The organism is Paracoccus versutus, from assembly GCF_029909795.1.
GTDB classification, from domain to species: Bacteria; Pseudomonadota; Alphaproteobacteria; order Rhodobacterales; family Rhodobacteraceae; genus Paracoccus; species Paracoccus versutus.
Genome location: NZ_CP038197.1, coordinates 982489 through 996423 on the forward strand (window position 1 = coordinate 982489; position 13935 = coordinate 996423).

The 13935-nt window shown below is 67.9% G+C and carries 13 protein-coding genes and 1 tRNA gene; 11 read left to right on the forward strand and 3 right to left on the reverse strand.

Annotated features, from left to right (window positions below):
* Window positions 1-23: 23 nt before the first annotated feature.
* On the reverse strand, window positions 24-845 hold the full coding sequence (locus E3U25_RS16030; protein ID WP_072463669.1) for an ABC transporter permease: 822 nt from the start codon (window positions 843-845) through the stop codon (window positions 24-26).
* A 131-nt stretch (window positions 846-976) separates the two neighbouring features.
* On the opposite strand from E3U25_RS16030, the gene E3U25_RS16035 reads away from it, so the two are divergent.
* The 9 genes from E3U25_RS16035 (at window position 977) to lpxK (ending at window position 10202) form a co-directional block, all read left to right on the forward strand.
* The gene (locus E3U25_RS16035) at window positions 977-1591 is read left to right on the forward strand and encodes a GcrA family cell cycle regulator (RefSeq protein ID WP_036760750.1); all 615 of its coding nucleotides are present in this window, start codon (window positions 977-979) and stop codon (window positions 1589-1591) included.
* A 1-nt stretch (window position 1592) separates the two neighbouring features.
* A complete protein-coding gene (locus tag E3U25_RS16040; RefSeq protein ID WP_116222194.1) occupies window positions 1593-2036 on the forward strand; it encodes an NUDIX hydrolase in 444 nt (147 codons plus the stop codon).
* 97 nt (window positions 2037-2133) lie between these two features.
* Window positions 2134-3852, forward strand: coding sequence for a methionine--tRNA ligase (gene metG / locus E3U25_RS16045; RefSeq protein ID WP_116222193.1), 1719 nt, complete (start codon window positions 2134-2136; stop codon window positions 3850-3852).
* A gap of 129 nt (window positions 3853-3981) precedes the next feature.
* Window positions 3982-6159: a TonB-dependent receptor domain-containing protein gene (locus E3U25_RS16050; RefSeq protein WP_244295199.1), complete on the forward strand. Its 2178-nt coding sequence runs from the start codon at window positions 3982-3984 to the stop codon at window positions 6157-6159.
* A gap of 124 nt (window positions 6160-6283) precedes the next feature.
* Window positions 6284-7204, forward strand: coding sequence for an arginase (gene rocF, locus E3U25_RS16055; protein WP_036760757.1), 921 nt, complete (start codon window positions 6284-6286; stop codon window positions 7202-7204).
* 84 nt (window positions 7205-7288) lie between these two features.
* Window positions 7289-7374 (forward strand) — tRNA-Leu (locus E3U25_RS16060).
* Between the two features lie 347 nt (window positions 7375-7721).
* Window positions 7722-7967 (forward strand): DUF4170 domain-containing protein, encoded by a 246-nt coding sequence (locus E3U25_RS16065; RefSeq protein WP_036760816.1) that lies wholly within the window; start codon window positions 7722-7724, stop codon window positions 7965-7967.
* A 16-nt stretch (window positions 7968-7983) separates the two neighbouring features.
* Entirely contained in the window at window positions 7984-9216 is a 1233-nt protein-coding gene (locus E3U25_RS16070; protein ID WP_116222191.1) for a 3-deoxy-D-manno-octulosonic acid transferase, read from the forward strand.
* Window positions 9213-10202: a tetraacyldisaccharide 4'-kinase gene (gene lpxK / locus E3U25_RS16075; RefSeq protein WP_116222190.1), complete on the forward strand. Its 990-nt coding sequence runs from the start codon at window positions 9213-9215 to the stop codon at window positions 10200-10202. The genes E3U25_RS16070 and lpxK overlap by 4 nt, the downstream gene beginning before the upstream one ends.
* A 79-nt stretch (window positions 10203-10281) precedes the next feature.
* On the opposite strand, the gene E3U25_RS16080 is transcribed toward lpxK, so the two are convergent.
* Together E3U25_RS16080 and E3U25_RS16085 are read right to left on the reverse strand one after the other, a co-directional pair.
* Complete coding sequence (locus E3U25_RS16080) at window positions 10282-10938, reverse strand: DsbA family protein (protein WP_116222189.1); 657 nt, start codon at window positions 10936-10938, stop codon at window positions 10282-10284.
* On the reverse strand, window positions 10935-11510 hold the full coding sequence (locus E3U25_RS16085; protein WP_244295197.1) for a DUF721 domain-containing protein: 576 nt from the start codon (window positions 11508-11510) through the stop codon (window positions 10935-10937). The genes E3U25_RS16080 and E3U25_RS16085 overlap by 4 nt, the downstream gene beginning before the upstream one ends.
* Window positions 11511-11661: 151 nt before the next feature.
* Here E3U25_RS16085 and E3U25_RS16090 point away from each other — a divergent pair, with 151 nt between their 5' ends.
* Window positions 11662-12672, forward strand: a complete 1011-nt coding sequence (locus tag E3U25_RS16090; RefSeq protein ID WP_116222448.1) for an A/G-specific adenine glycosylase — start codon at window positions 11662-11664, stop codon at window positions 12670-12672.
* Between the two features lie 58 nt (window positions 12673-12730).
* Complete coding sequence (locus E3U25_RS16095) at window positions 12731-13867, forward strand: alkane 1-monooxygenase (RefSeq protein WP_116222188.1); 1137 nt, start codon at window positions 12731-12733, stop codon at window positions 13865-13867.
* The last annotated feature ends 68 nt before the right edge of the window (window positions 13868-13935 follow it).

A 13935-nucleotide genomic window follows, 5' to 3' on the forward strand; every position in this document is an offset into this window, starting at 1 on the left:
GCGGCCCCCGTGCAACGGGGATTTCAGGGCTTCATGCGATAGCCCGAGGCCAGCCAGCGCCAGGCGGTGAACAGCACCAGCGCCACGGCCAGCCCGCAGACCGCCAGCCCGCGCAGCACCGGCGCGTCGGAAACCCCGGCGATGCCGTAGCGCGCGCCGTCGATCAGGTAGAAGATCGGGTTCCAATGCGCCAGCGCCCGGAACGGCTGGGGCAGCGCCTCGACCGAATAGAAGGTGCCCGACAGGAACGACAGCGGCGTGACGATGAAATTGGTGATGACCGCCATCTGGTCGAATTTCTGCGCCACGATCGCGGCCAGCAGCCCCAGCCCGCCCATCAGCAGCGCGCCCAGCACCACGAAGGCCAGCGCCCAGAAGGGATGCGCCACCCCCTGCCCCAAGACCAGCGCCATGCCGGTGGCGATGGCGGCGGCGACGATCAGCGCCCGCGTCACCGCCCCGGTCAGGTAGCCTGCCAGGATCTCGCCCGCCGACAGGGGCGGCATCAGCGTATCGACGATATTGCCCTGCATCTTGGCCGAGATGATGCTGGAGGAGGTATTGGCGAAGGCGTTCTGGATCACCGTCATCATCAGGATGCCGGGCCCCAGGAAGGCCAGGTAGGGCAGGCCCATCACCTCGCCCCGGTTTTGCCCCAGCGCCAGCGCAAAGACGATCACGAACAGCGCCGAGGTCATCAGCGGCGCGAAGATGGTCTGCTGCCAGACGCTGAGGAAGCGCATGATCTCGCGCCGGCTGAGCGTGTATAGGCCCAGCCAGTTCACCCGGCCAAAGCGGCGCACGCCCATCTGGCGAAATCCGGGGCGGGACTGGATCGGCTGCATCGGGGCTCCTTGAATTTGCGGGCTCGGATGGGTAAATCTGGCTATCCCCGGATTTAAGGCCGGGTCTTGCGGAATTGAAGCCACTAGCACGAAGAGCGCCGGGACGCATCCCGGTGCAGGAAAGGCAAGCCATGTCCTGGACCGACGAGCGCGTCGAGACGTTGAAACGCATGTGGGCCGAAGGCCAGTCGGCCAGCCAGATCGCCAAGGAGCTGGGCGGCGTGACCCGCAACGCGGTGATCGGCAAGGTCCACCGCCTGGGCCTGTCGAATCGCGCCGAAGAGGGCGCGGACCCGGCGCCCGAACCCGTTGCCGCCAAGCCCGCCGTCGCGGCCGCCCCCGCGCCTGAACCCAGGCCCGCCGCGCCCGAGCCGGCACCGGCGCCCCAGCCCAAGCCCGCCGCGGCGGCCGCCCCCGCGCCCGAGCCGGCACCCGAACCCGCGCCGCAGCCGGCCAGCTTCAACCGCCGGCCCATCGTGCCGGCCGGCCAGCCGCTGCCGCCGCAACCCTCGGCCAACGAGATCAGCCCCGAGGCGCTGGCCTCGGTCCGCGAGGTCGAGAAGCGCGCCCGCAAGCTGACACTGATGGAGCTGACCGAGCGCACCTGCAAATGGCCGATCGGCGACCCGGCGACCGACAAGTTCTGGTTCTGCGGCCTGCCCTCGATGCCCGGCAAGCCCTATTGCGAGGCGCATGTCGGCGTGGCCTTCCAGCCGATGAGCTCGCGCCGCGACCGTCGTCGCTGAGGTGCCCGATTTCCCCCGGCTCGCCGCGCTGGCCGTCACGCTGGACGGCTGCGGCGACGCGGCCCGCGCGCTGCTGGTGCGCCGCCGCAACCCGCCCGACGCCGGGCTCTGGGGCTTTCCCGGCGGCCATGTCGAGCCAGGCGAGACCGCGCTTGACGCCGCCGTGCGCGAGCTGGCCGAGGAAACCGGCGTCACCGGCCGGCCGCGTGCCTATCTGGACAATATCGACGTGATCGAGCGCGGCGCGGATGGCGCGCTGCGCTTTCACTTCCTGCTGGCGGCGGTGCTGTGCGACCATGTCGCGGGCGAGCCGGTGGCGGCGGACGATGCGCTGGACGCGCGCTGGGTGGCGGTGGGCGACATCCTGGCCGGCCGCCTGCCGCTCAGCGCCAGCGTGCCCGATGTCATCCGCAAGGCGCTGGCCTACCGGGACGCCTCCTGCTGACCCCGCGCGGCCCGGCCCGCGGCGAAAACCGTGCGAACCGCTGGCCTTCGCCGCCGGTGCTGGATAAAGAAGCGCCAGTGAACAACAGGACCGGATCATGGCGCGGCATCTCATCACCTCGGCGATCCCTTACATCAACGGGATCAAGCACCTCGGCAATCTCGTCGGCTCGCAGCTTCCGGCGGATCTCTATGCCCGCTACCTGCGGGGCCGCGACCACGAGGTGATGTTCATCTGCGCCACCGACGAACACGGCACCCCGGCCGAACTTGCCGCCGCCAAGGCCGGCAAGCCCGTCGCCGTCTATTGCGCCGAGATGCACGAGATCCAGGCGGAAATCGCGCGCAACTTCGGCCTGTCCTTCGACCATTTCGGCCGCTCGTCCTCGGAACGCAACCACGTGCTGACCCAGCATTTCGCCGGCAAGCTGGACGAGAACGGCTATATCGCCGAGGTCGAGGAGCGGCAGGTCTATTCCATCGACGACGGCCGCTTCCTGCCCGACCGCTATATCGAGGGCACCTGCCCCAACTGCGGCTATGACAAGGCCCGCGGCGACCAGTGCGAGAACTGCACCAAGCAGCTGGACCCGACCGACCTGATCGAGCCGCGCTCGGCCATTTCCGGCTCGACCAACCTGGAGGTGCGGGCGACCAAGCACCTCTACCTGCGCCAGCGCGCGCTGAAGGACCAGATCGCGACCTGGATCGACAGCAAGACCGACTGGCCGATCCTGACCACCTCGATCGCCAAGAAATGGCTGAACGACGGCGACGGCCTGCAGGACCGCGGCATCACCCGCGACCTCGACTGGGGCATCCCGGTGAAAAAGGGCGACAAGCCCTGGCCGGGGATGGAGGGCAAGGTCTTCTACGTCTGGTTCGACGCGCCCATCGAATACATCGCCGCCACCGCCGAGGGCGCCGACAAGCGCGGCCAGCCCGACAGCGCCTGGCGCCGCTGGTGGCGCCTGGACGAGGGCGCCGGGGACGTGACCTATACCCAGTTCATGGGCAAGGACAACGTGCCCTTCCACACCCTGTCCTTCCCGGCCACGATCATCGGCTCGGGCGAGCCCTGGAAGCTGGTCGATTACATCAAAAGCTTCAACTACCTGACCTATGACGGCGGCCAGTTCAGCACCTCGCAGGGGCGCGGCGTGTTCATGGACCAGGCGCTGTCGATCCTGCCCGCCGACTACTGGCGCTGGTGGCTTCTGTCCCACGCCCCCGAATCGGGCGACAGCGAGTTCACCTGGGAGAATTTCCAGCAGTCGGTGAACAAGGATCTGGCCGACGTGCTGGGCAATTTCGTCAGCCGCATCACCAAGTTCTGCCGCTCGAAATTCGGCGAGACCATCCCCGAAGGCGGCAGCTACGGCCCCGAGGAAGAGGCGCTGGTCGAGGCGCTGACCGCCCGCGTCCGCGCCTATGAAGGCTTCATGGACCATGTCGAGGTCCGCAAGTCGGCGGCCGAGCTGCGGACGATCTGGGTTCTGGGCAACGAATACCTGCAATCGGCGGCGCCCTGGTCGACCTTCAAGACCGACCCCGACCGCGCGGCGATGCAGGTGCGGCTGGGGCTGAACCTGATCCGGCTTTACGCGGTGCTGTCGGCGCCCTTCATCCCCTTTGCGGCCGATGCGATGCTGGCGGCGATGCGGACCCAGGACCGCACCTGGCCGGACGATGTCCGCGCCGCGCTCGAGGCCCTGCCCGCCGGCCACGCCTTCACCGTGCCCGAGGTGCTGTTCGCCAAGATCAGCGACGAAAGCCGCGACGAATGGCAGGACCGCTTCAAGGGCATCCGCGGCTGAAATCACCCCGACAGCCTGCGACAAAATGCCGTAGGCTTGTTGCATTCATGCCACAAACCTTTCCACGGGCGGGCTGACGTCTTGTCCCGTGGTATGGCGGCTAGTTAATCGCCCGCAGTTACCCAGGTCATGGCGATCCCCCTTGCCCTCTCGGCCCAGGCAAAAAACCGTTCCTGTTGTCGAGAGGTGACGATGCCGTCCTATCAAACGAACTCCCCTGCCCGCGTGTGCGATAACCGCAACATTCGCGCGGCCTTGCCCCCGACTGGACGGCTCGCCGGCCTGCTGATTGGCCTGACCGCACTCACCGCCCCCGCAATCGCGGTGGCACAGGCAGAGACCGAGGAAGTTGTTCTGGACACCGTGGTCCTCGTGACTTCGGCCTCGTCGATCGCGACCTCGATCCAGGATGCCCCCGCCTCCATCACCGTCATCGACCAAAGCGACATCCAGGCCAAGGGCGCGCGCGATCTCAAGGACGTGCTGCGTACCGTTCCCGGCCTTAACCTGACCCGAGGCAACGACGGCAATTCCCAGGTGTCGTTCCGCGGCCTGTCCTCCAGCCGCACGCTGACCCTGATCGACGGCAAGCGCATCAGCAGCCGCAACACCTTTGCGCGTCATTATCAGGGCGACCTCCAAATCGTGCCGCTGGATGCGATCGAGCGCATCGAGGTGGTGCGCGGCCCCATGTCCACCCTTTATGGTTCGGACGCGATGGGCGGCGTTATCAATATCATCACGAAGAAGGCGACCGATACCTGGTCGGGCTCGCTGACCACCGATTTCGCTTTCGCGGACGAAAACAGCACCGCCGACAGCCGCTCGGTCACGGGCTTCATTTCGGGTCCGCTGGGCCAAAACCTCAACCTCTCGGCCTGGGGGAAGCTGGCGGAAATCGAAGCGCCGGACGAGCCTTATGGATATTCCGTAGGTCGCGACAACGTGCTTACTCCGCTTTATACTTCAAACGGAACCCGTACGAAAACACTTGGCGCACGGCTGACGTGGCTTCCGCAAGAAGGAGTGGAATGGGGCGCAGAAACCCAAGCTTCGGTTGACAACTACCTGGGCGATGCGGGAGCACATGACACCAACAAGGTAACCAAGAAAAGCATCGGCCTGACCAACGAATGGCAGCTGGGCCAAGGACATCTTTCCAGCTACCTTCGCTACGAAACATCGGGCAACGAGTCCTGGAACTCGACGAGCGGGTCGTGGAACGACGCTATTGATTATGACACGACCATCCTGGAAAGCCGCTATACCTCGCAGACCAGCCTGACTGGCCGGCAACTCGACTATACCATCGGCGGTCTGGTTGCACATGAAAAGCTGAGCGACCCGCAGACATCGGCTTCTTTGATCGAAGGCTCGGTCAATACTGCGGCGCTTTATGCCGAAGCCCGTCTGCAAGCGACCAACGCACTTAGCCTGACCACCGGCATGCGCGTGGACCATCACGAGCGCTTTGGCACCCATATCACGCCGCGCATCTATGCAAATTACGATTTTGGTAACGGGCTGATGCTGAAAGGTGGCTATTCACAGGCTTTCGTTGCCCCAGACCTCCGCAACCTGAATCCCAATTATGAAATGGGTTCGAACGGAAATGGCTGCAAACCCTATCGCGGGCCTTGCACGATCATCGGCAACCCCAACCTTCAGCCCGAAACCTCGGACAACTTCGAGATCGGGCTGAATTATCAGGGCGAGCGCAGCAGCTGGGAAATCACGGCCTTCTACAACGACGTGGAAGACATGATCAGCGCCCGCAGAATCCGCGCAGACGATCCCAATGATCCGACCGACAGAGCTCTGTTTCAGCGCGACAACTTCGACTACGGCAAGACCGCCGGGGTCGAGTTCGGCCTAGATTACGACATTACCAACGACCTGACCTGGATCACTTCGGGCACCTATATCGCCAAGTCCGAGTTCAAATATGGCGATTTCGACACGGCCTATCCAATGGCCACCACGCCTAAGTGGAACATCACCACGGGCCTGGCCTGGCAGGCGAACGACCGCCTCAATCTGTCGGGTGAAGTGACCTATGTCGGCAAGCAAGCTGGTTATGTCGTCGAGGAAGGTCTTGTGGTCGGCTCGGGCGAGCAGGCTTCGGTCCCGGCAGGCCAGAACAGCAAGGCCTATTATCTGGTCAACGTGGCTGCGGCCTATGACCTCAACGATATGGCCACGCTGAATGTCGGCATCGACAACCTGTTCAATGACCAACCCGAAACGGACGTGTCCTATCGCGAAAACGGACGTCTGTTCACGCTGGGCATCACCACTCGCTTCTGATCCGATAGACTGCACAAAAACCCAAGGCCGCCCCGGAAAGGGCGGCCTTTTCTTTCCGACGATATGGAACCTTGGGCCGTGGCAACGCATGATGCCTCTGCAACCCAGCCTAGCGGAGAGAAGCATGACCCATTGCATCCTGATCGGCGCCCCGGTGGACGAGGGGCAGCGGCGGCCCGGCTGCCTGATGGGCCCGGCCGCCTATCGCGTAGCGGGGCTGGCCTCGACGCTTGCCGAGCTGGGCCATACGGTCGAGGATCGCGGCGACCTTTTTCCCGCCGCCGGCCGCGGCCAGACCTGCGCCAATCCCGCCGTGCATCACCTGCCCGAGATCGTCGCCTGGACCGAGGCGCTGCGCGCCGCCGGCTGCGCCGCGATGGAAGAGGGGATGCCGATCTTCCTGGGCGGCGACCACGCGCTGGCCCTTGGCACGCTCGCCGGGGTGGCGGCCCATGCCCGCGCGGCGGGGAGGCCGCAATTCGTGCTGTGGCTGGACGCGCATAGCGATTTCCATACCATCGAGACCACGGGCTCGGGCAACCTGCACGGCACGCCGCTGGCCTATGCCTCGGGGCGGCCGGGATTCGAACCCTTCCCCGCCTTTCCCGCGCCGATCCCAGGCCGCAACATCTGCATGTTCGGCATCCGCAGCGTGGACGGCCCCGAGCTGGCCGCGCTGCGCGAGACCGAGATCGTCGTGAACGACATGCGCGTGCTGGACGAACGCGGCATCATTGCGCCCCTGCGCGAATTCCTGGACCGGGTCCGGGCCGAAAACGGCATGCTGCATGTCAGCCTGGACGTGGATTTCCTCGACCCCTCGATCGCGCCGGCCGTTGGCACCACCGTCCCCGGCGGCGCCACCTTCCGCGAGGCGCATCTGGTCTGCGAACTGCTGCACGAAAGCGGGCTGATGACCTCGCTCGACCTGGTCGAGTTGAACCCGTTCCTGGACGAGCGCGGCCGCACCGCCAAGCTGATGGTGGACCTGGTCGGCTCGCTGATGGGGCGCAAGGTCTTCGACCGGCCGACCCGCAGCTTCTGAGCCCGCAACCTGCGGCCCCCGCCGCGCCCCCGCCGCGACGGAGGCTTGCCAATCCCCCGCCCGCCCGCTAGCCAATTCCCCGGCGCGGGCGTGGCGGAATGGTAGACGCATGGGACTTAAACTCCCTGGGGCGCAAGCCTGTGCGGGTTCGAGTCCCGCCGCCCGCACCATATTCCCGCATATCCTTCCCCCCATGGTCCGGCAGCCTATAACCTGATCCGCACCACCAATCCCTTCCGGCCCCTGCCGGTGGCATATCCTTTGCCAGCACCAGCCGCCGCCTGGCCCTCGAAAAGGGGCAAGGAAAAGCGCACCGGTTCGCCTTTCCCTGCCGCCCGAAAGGCCCTTACCACCACGCTCGGGCCTGTCCGGGGGTGCCGCTTGCACCGCATGCCATCCCTACCCCGGCGGCCCTTTCGCGGCAAACGCCAACCGCGCGCGATTTTAAACAAATCGCCTTGGTTCCCCCGCCCGGCTCGGCTAGGTTCGCGCCGGAATCCGAACCCAGGAGAACATGATGGCACAGCGCCTCCACCTCGTTTTCGGTGGTGAACTTGTCGATCCCACCCGCACCGAGTTCCGCGACACCAGGGACATCCATATCGTCGGCATCTTCCCGGACTACGCCCAGGCCCATGCCGCCTGGAAGGCCGAGGCGCAACGCACCGTAGACAGCGCCCATACCCGCTATTTCATCGCCCACCTGCACCGGCTGCGCGACGAAGAGCGCGAGGTCAGCCCGACCGAGGAACTGGGCAGCTAGGCCCCCGCGAATCGCGATGCTTCCCGCCGATGCAACCGCGTCCCTGGCGCTTTGGCTGCACCTGCGCCGCCGCGCGGCGCTGGCCGGCGGCCCGGTCGAACTCCCCGAGGCCCCGCCGGGCGAGGGGCCGCTGGTCATGGTGCATCTGGCGGAACAGGCCGAAGAGCCGCCGCAGCCGGGCGCGCTGGTCAGGGCGCTGCTGGCCCGGCGGCCGGGGCTGCGCTTCGCCTTCCTCGGCGCGCCCTTGGCCCCGGACACCCTGCCTGCCGGGCTGCGCGCCGTGACCCTGCCCCGGCCGCAGGATCCGGCCGCGGTGCGCGAGGTGATCCGGGCGCTGCAGCCGCGGGCGCTGCTGGTCCTGGGCGACCAGCTTCCGGCCGCGCTGATCTCGGGCGCGGCCGAGCAGAACCTGCCGGTCATCCTGTGCGAGGCGCGGCTCGTGGCCCATGCCCGGCGCGGATCGTGGCGCGGCGCGGTCAATCGCGGGCTGATGGGCAAGATCGCCCGCATCCTCGCCCCCGACCCGACCGCCGCCGCCGCCGCCCGGCAATTGGGCGCCCCGCCCGGCCGGATCGAGCTGACCGGCCCGATCACCGAGACACGGCCGCCCTTGGCCGCCAACGAGGCAGAGCGGCGCGCACTGGCCCAGATCCTGGCCGGCCGCCACATCTGGCTGGCGGCCTGTCCCACGCTGCCCGAGGCGAAGGCGGCGCTGGCCGCGCACCAGGCCGCGCTGCACCACAACCACCGCGCCTTGCTGATCCTGGCCGGGCTGCCGGCCGAGACGATCCCCCAGGTCCGGGCCGAGGTCGAGGCGCTTGGCCTGGCCGCCGTGCTGCGCTCGGACGACGAAGACCCCTCGCCCGACGATCACGTGCTGATCGCCGAGGACACGCAGGAGATGGGCCTGTGGTATCGGCTGGCGCCGGTCTGCTTCATGGGCGGCACGCTTCTGCCCGGTCCGGGCCTGGCGCCGCGCCACCCGTTCGAGCCGGCGGCGCTTGGCTCGGCCATCATCCACGGCCCGCTTACCGAGGCGCATGGCCCGGAATGGACGCAGCTCGACGGGGCCTCGGCCGCGCGGCTGGTGACCGAGGCGGCCGGGCTGACGCGCGCGGTCGCAGATCTCTCGGCGCCGGATCAGGCGGCGATGCTGGCCGGCAACGCCTGGTCGGTCAGCACCGGCGGCGCCGCCGTCCTGGGCCGCATCGCCGATACCGTCCTCGAGGCCATGGAGAACCCGCAATGAGCCGCCGCGCCCCCGATTTCTGGTTCCGGCCGCCGGGGCTCAAGGCGCGGCTGCTGGCGCCGCTGGGCGCGCTTTACGCCGCGGCCACCGCCCGCCGCCTGGCGCGGGGGCCACGCACGCGGCCGGGGGTGCCGGTGATCTGCATCGGCAACCTGAACGCCGGCGGCACCGGCAAGACGCCCACCGCCATCATGCTGGCCCAGCTCTTGCAGGACCGCGGCGTTGCCGTGCATGTGGTCTCGCGCGGCTATGGCGGCAGCGAAAAGGGACCGCTGCGGGTCGAGGAATCGGGCCACAAGGCGGCCGAGGTCGGCGACGAGCCGCTGCTGATGGCCGCCTTCGCCCCGGTCTGGGTCGCGGACGACCGGCAGGCGGGCGCAAGGGCGGCGGTCGAGGCCGGGGCGCAGGCGATCCTGCTCGACGACGGCTTCCAGGACCCGGCGCTGGCCCATGACCTGGCGCTGGTGGTGGTCGATGCGGCCAAGGGCTTCGGCAACGGGCTTTGCCTGCCCGCGGGGCCGCTGCGCGAGCCGGTGGAACGCGGCCTCGCCCGCGCCGACCTGCTGCTTTCGATCGGCGAGGCCCCGGCCCAGGCGCAATTCGCCGCGGCCTGGGGGACGCATCTGTCCCTGCCGCACCTGACCGGCCGGCTTGCGCCCCTGCAGACCGGCATGGACTGGCAGGGCCAGCGCGTGCTGGCCTTTGCCGGCATCGGCCATCCCGAGAAATTCTTCGCCACCTTGCGCGACTTGGGCGCCGAGGTGGCCCGCGCCGAGGCGCTGGAGGACCACCAGCCCTTCACGCCGCAGCTGCTGACCCGGCTGGAAACCGAATCGCGGCTGATCGGCGCGCAGCTGGTAACGACGGAAAAGGACGCGGTGCGGCTGCCGCGCAGCTTCCGGCCCAAGGTGCTGGCCCTGCCGGTGCGGCTGCAACTGGACGACCCGGCGCCGCTTGCCGACCGGCTGGCCGCGCTGGGATTGTGAAAGGCCCCGAAACGGGTCAGGGGCCTTCCGCTTTCTCCGTTCTCCAAATACTCCCGCGGCCGCGCCGCCCGGAGATCGCTCAGCCTTTCTCGGCCAGCTTGGCGTCGATGATCTTCTTCAGCTCTTCCCAGGGCTGGTTCTGCACCTTTTCGCCGGCGATGATGAAGGTCGGCGTGCCCTCGACCTGGTCGGCGGTGGCATGGGTCTGGAAGGTGGTGACCAGGTCCGCGACCTTCTGCTTGTCGTTCCAGCAGGCATCCATCTGCTCGGTCGTCATCCCGGCCTTGGCGCCGATCTTGCGCAGGTTCGCCGCGATCTCGTCGCCCGATTTCGCGTTCAGCCAGTTCTTCTGGTCGTCGAAGATCAGGTCCGAGACGGCATAGTATTTCTCGTCCCCGCCGCAGCGGGCAAGGATGCCGGCCCAAAGCCCGACCGCATCGAAATAGACGTCGCGCTGGATGAAGCGCACCTTGCCGGTATCGACATATTCCGCCTTCAGCCTGGGCAGGTTCTCGTCATGAAAGACCGCGCAATGGCTGCAGGTGAAGCTGGCATATTCGATGATCGTGACCGGGGCGTCGGCCTGGCCCAGCGCGATGTCGGGCAGAACCTTGCCCTCGGGCGCCGGCTCGGCGGCATTCTCGGCGGGTTTCGCCTCTTGCGCCATCGCGGGCAGCGCGGAAAGGGTCAGCGCGGCCGTGGCGGCGGCGATCAGGGAGCGGCGAAGCAGCATCATGGATTGGCCTTTCGGTCGTTGGCGTCCCGGCGGGACAGGATGTTCAGCGCCAGCCGCCGCATGGCGGCGGACAGCGCGGGATTGTCGAAGCCCGAGGCGATGGCCTCGGCCTGGGCGAGGTCTTGCGGACCCGGCGCAGCCGCGCGGCGCGGCGCGGCAAGGAACGCGGCCTGCCCCTCGGCAAAGCCTTCCGCGCCTTGGGCATCGGCCCCTTCGGCAAAGCCGACGGGCGCGGTCTGGGTCAGCACGATGCGCGAGACGGCGTTGAAGCCGTAGCAGGCGTTCACCCGCGCGCGGATCTGTTCCAGCTGCATGCCGATCAGCGGCGCCTGCGCCCCCGGCACCAGCAGCGTCAGCGTGGCGCCCATGGACTTGCCATGGCTGATCCTGACCGGGCGGGTATGGGCGGCAAGCTCGGGGCCGACCACCTCGGGCCAATGGGTCAGCAGCCGGGTCGCGGCAAAGCCCCGGCCCTCGCCCACCACCTTGACCCGATGCGCGACCAGCTGGGCCGCGGCCTCGAAGCCGCGCATCCGGCGGCGGGGCTGGGTTTCGGGTTTCTTCTGGGCCATCGGGCGACCATATGGTTTATCTGGCGCGCAGTCTGGACCGCGGCGCGCCCGGATACCAGAGAGACGAGGCTGAAAATTGCGTGACCCCAGGGTGATCCCGACCGAGCTGCTGGCATGGTACGACCGCCACGCCCGCGTGCTGCCATGGCGCATGCCGCCAGGCGGCGGCGGGGCCGACCCCTATCGCGTCTGGCTGTCCGAGGTCATGCTGCAACAGACCACCGTCGCCGCGGTAAAGTCCTATTTCCAGCGGTTCACCAGCCTCTGGCCCACGGTCCACGACCTTGCCGCGGCCGAGGATGCGCAGGTCATGGCGGAATGGGCCGGGCTTGGCTATTACGCCCGCGCCCGCAACCTGGTCGCCTGCGCCCGCGCGGTCGCGGCCATGGGCGGATTCCCCGATACGCGCGAGGGGCTGGCGGCCCTGCCCGGCATCGGCGCCTATACTTCGGCCGCCATCGCCGCCATCGCCTTCGACCGCCCCGAGACGGTGGTGGACGGCAATGTCGAGCGCGTGGTCGCACGGCTTTTCGCGGTCGAAACCCCGCTGCCCGCCGCCAAGCCGGAACTGGTCGCGCTGGCCACCCGCCTGACCCCGCCCCGGCGGCCGGGCGATTTCGCCCAGGCCATGATGGACCTGGGCGCGACCATCTGCACGCCCCGCAGCCCGGCCTGCGGCATCTGCCCGATCATCCCCCATTGCGCGGCCCGCGCGCAGGGCATCGCCGCGGACCTGCCGCGCAAGGCGCCGAAGAAGGCCAAGCCCCTGCGCCGCGGCATCGTATGGATCGGCTTTGCCGAGGGCGCGGTCCTGGTCGAGACCCGGCCGGACAAGGGCCTGCTGGGCGGCACGCTGGCCTTTCCCTCGACGGGCTGGGACGGCTCGGACCTGCCGCCCCCGGCGCCCGCGGACTGGCAGGAGATCGGGCTCGTCCGCCATGTCTTCACCCATTTCGCGCTGGACCTGACGGTGATGTCCGCCCCCTTGACCGCGGCGCCGCAGCGCGGCAGTCTGGCACCGTTCAGCGAGTTCAGACCTTCCGCCCTGCCAGGGCTGATGCGCAAGGCCTGGGCGCTTGCCCGCCCCGAAACCGCAACCGGGTCTGCGACAACCGGTCGCCGTGGCAAGCCATGGCGAAACCCGCCACAGTCCCCCGCGTGACACGCATTTCTCCCGGCTGCTCAAGCCCCGTATCAAGACCGATTATTTCGTTGCCCCCATGCAAACCGCTTTTCGTTCCCGTCTGATCGACGCCCTGCCCTTCTGGCTTTCGCTGGGCATGGTTCCCCTTTTCCTCATCGCCGCATATTTCGGCGGCTGGTGGTTCCTGCTGATGCCGCTCTACGCCTGGTATCTGATGACCATGTTGGACGCGATCCTGGGCCTGAACGAGGAAAATCCCGACACCGAAACACCCGAGGCGCAGCTGTTCTGGTATCGCGCCATCACCGTGATCTGGTTCCCGATCCAGGCGGCGATGATCTTCGGCGCGATCTGGTATTCCGCCCGCAGCGGCCTGACCGGCTGGGAAAGGCTCGGCCTGTTCTTCGGCATCGGCGTGGCCTCGGGCACCATCGGCATCGTCTATTCCCATGAATTGCTGCACCAGAAGAACTGGCTGGAGCGCTGGATGGGCGACCTGCTTCTGGCCTCGACGCTTTATTCGCATTTCCGCACCGAGCACCTGCTGGTGCATCATTCCTGGGTGGCTACGCCGCGCGACGCGGTTTCGGCCCGCTACAACGAAGGGTTCTTCCGCTTCTTCCTGCGCGTGCTGGCCGAATGCCCGAAAAGCGCCTGGCAGGCCGAGGCGCGGTGGCTGACCCGTGCCGGCCGGTCGAAATTCGACCGCCGCAACCCGTTCTGGCGCTATGGCGCGCTGCAACTGGCGATGCTGGCCCTGGCGGCGGCGCTTGGCGGCTGGCAGGGGATCTTGCTGTTCCTCTGGCAGGCCTTCGTCGCCGTCTGGCAGCTGGAACTGACCAATTACGTCGAACATTACGGGCTGACCCGCAAGCATCTGGGCGAGGGCCGCTATGAACATGTGCTGCCGCGCCACAGCTGGAACAGCGCGCACACGGCGACGAACTGGCTGCTCATCAACCTGCAACGCCATTCCGACCATCACTACAAGCCCGACCGCCGCTTTCCGCTGCTGCAAAACTATAGCGAGGAAGAGGCGCCGCAATTGCCGATGGGCTATCCGGCCATGACCTTCCTGGCCATGGTCCCGCCCCTGTGGCGGCGGCGGATGAACCCCCGCGTCCGGGCCTGGCGGCGGCAATTCTATCCCGAGATCATCGATTGGCAGCCCTATAACCGCGGCAAGCTGCCGATGCCGCGCGGCGCGCTCTAGCGCCGCCGGCGCAGGCCGCCCCGCCGGTTCCGGCAAAGCTGAAAAGGCCCCGCCCGGCGGCATGCCGC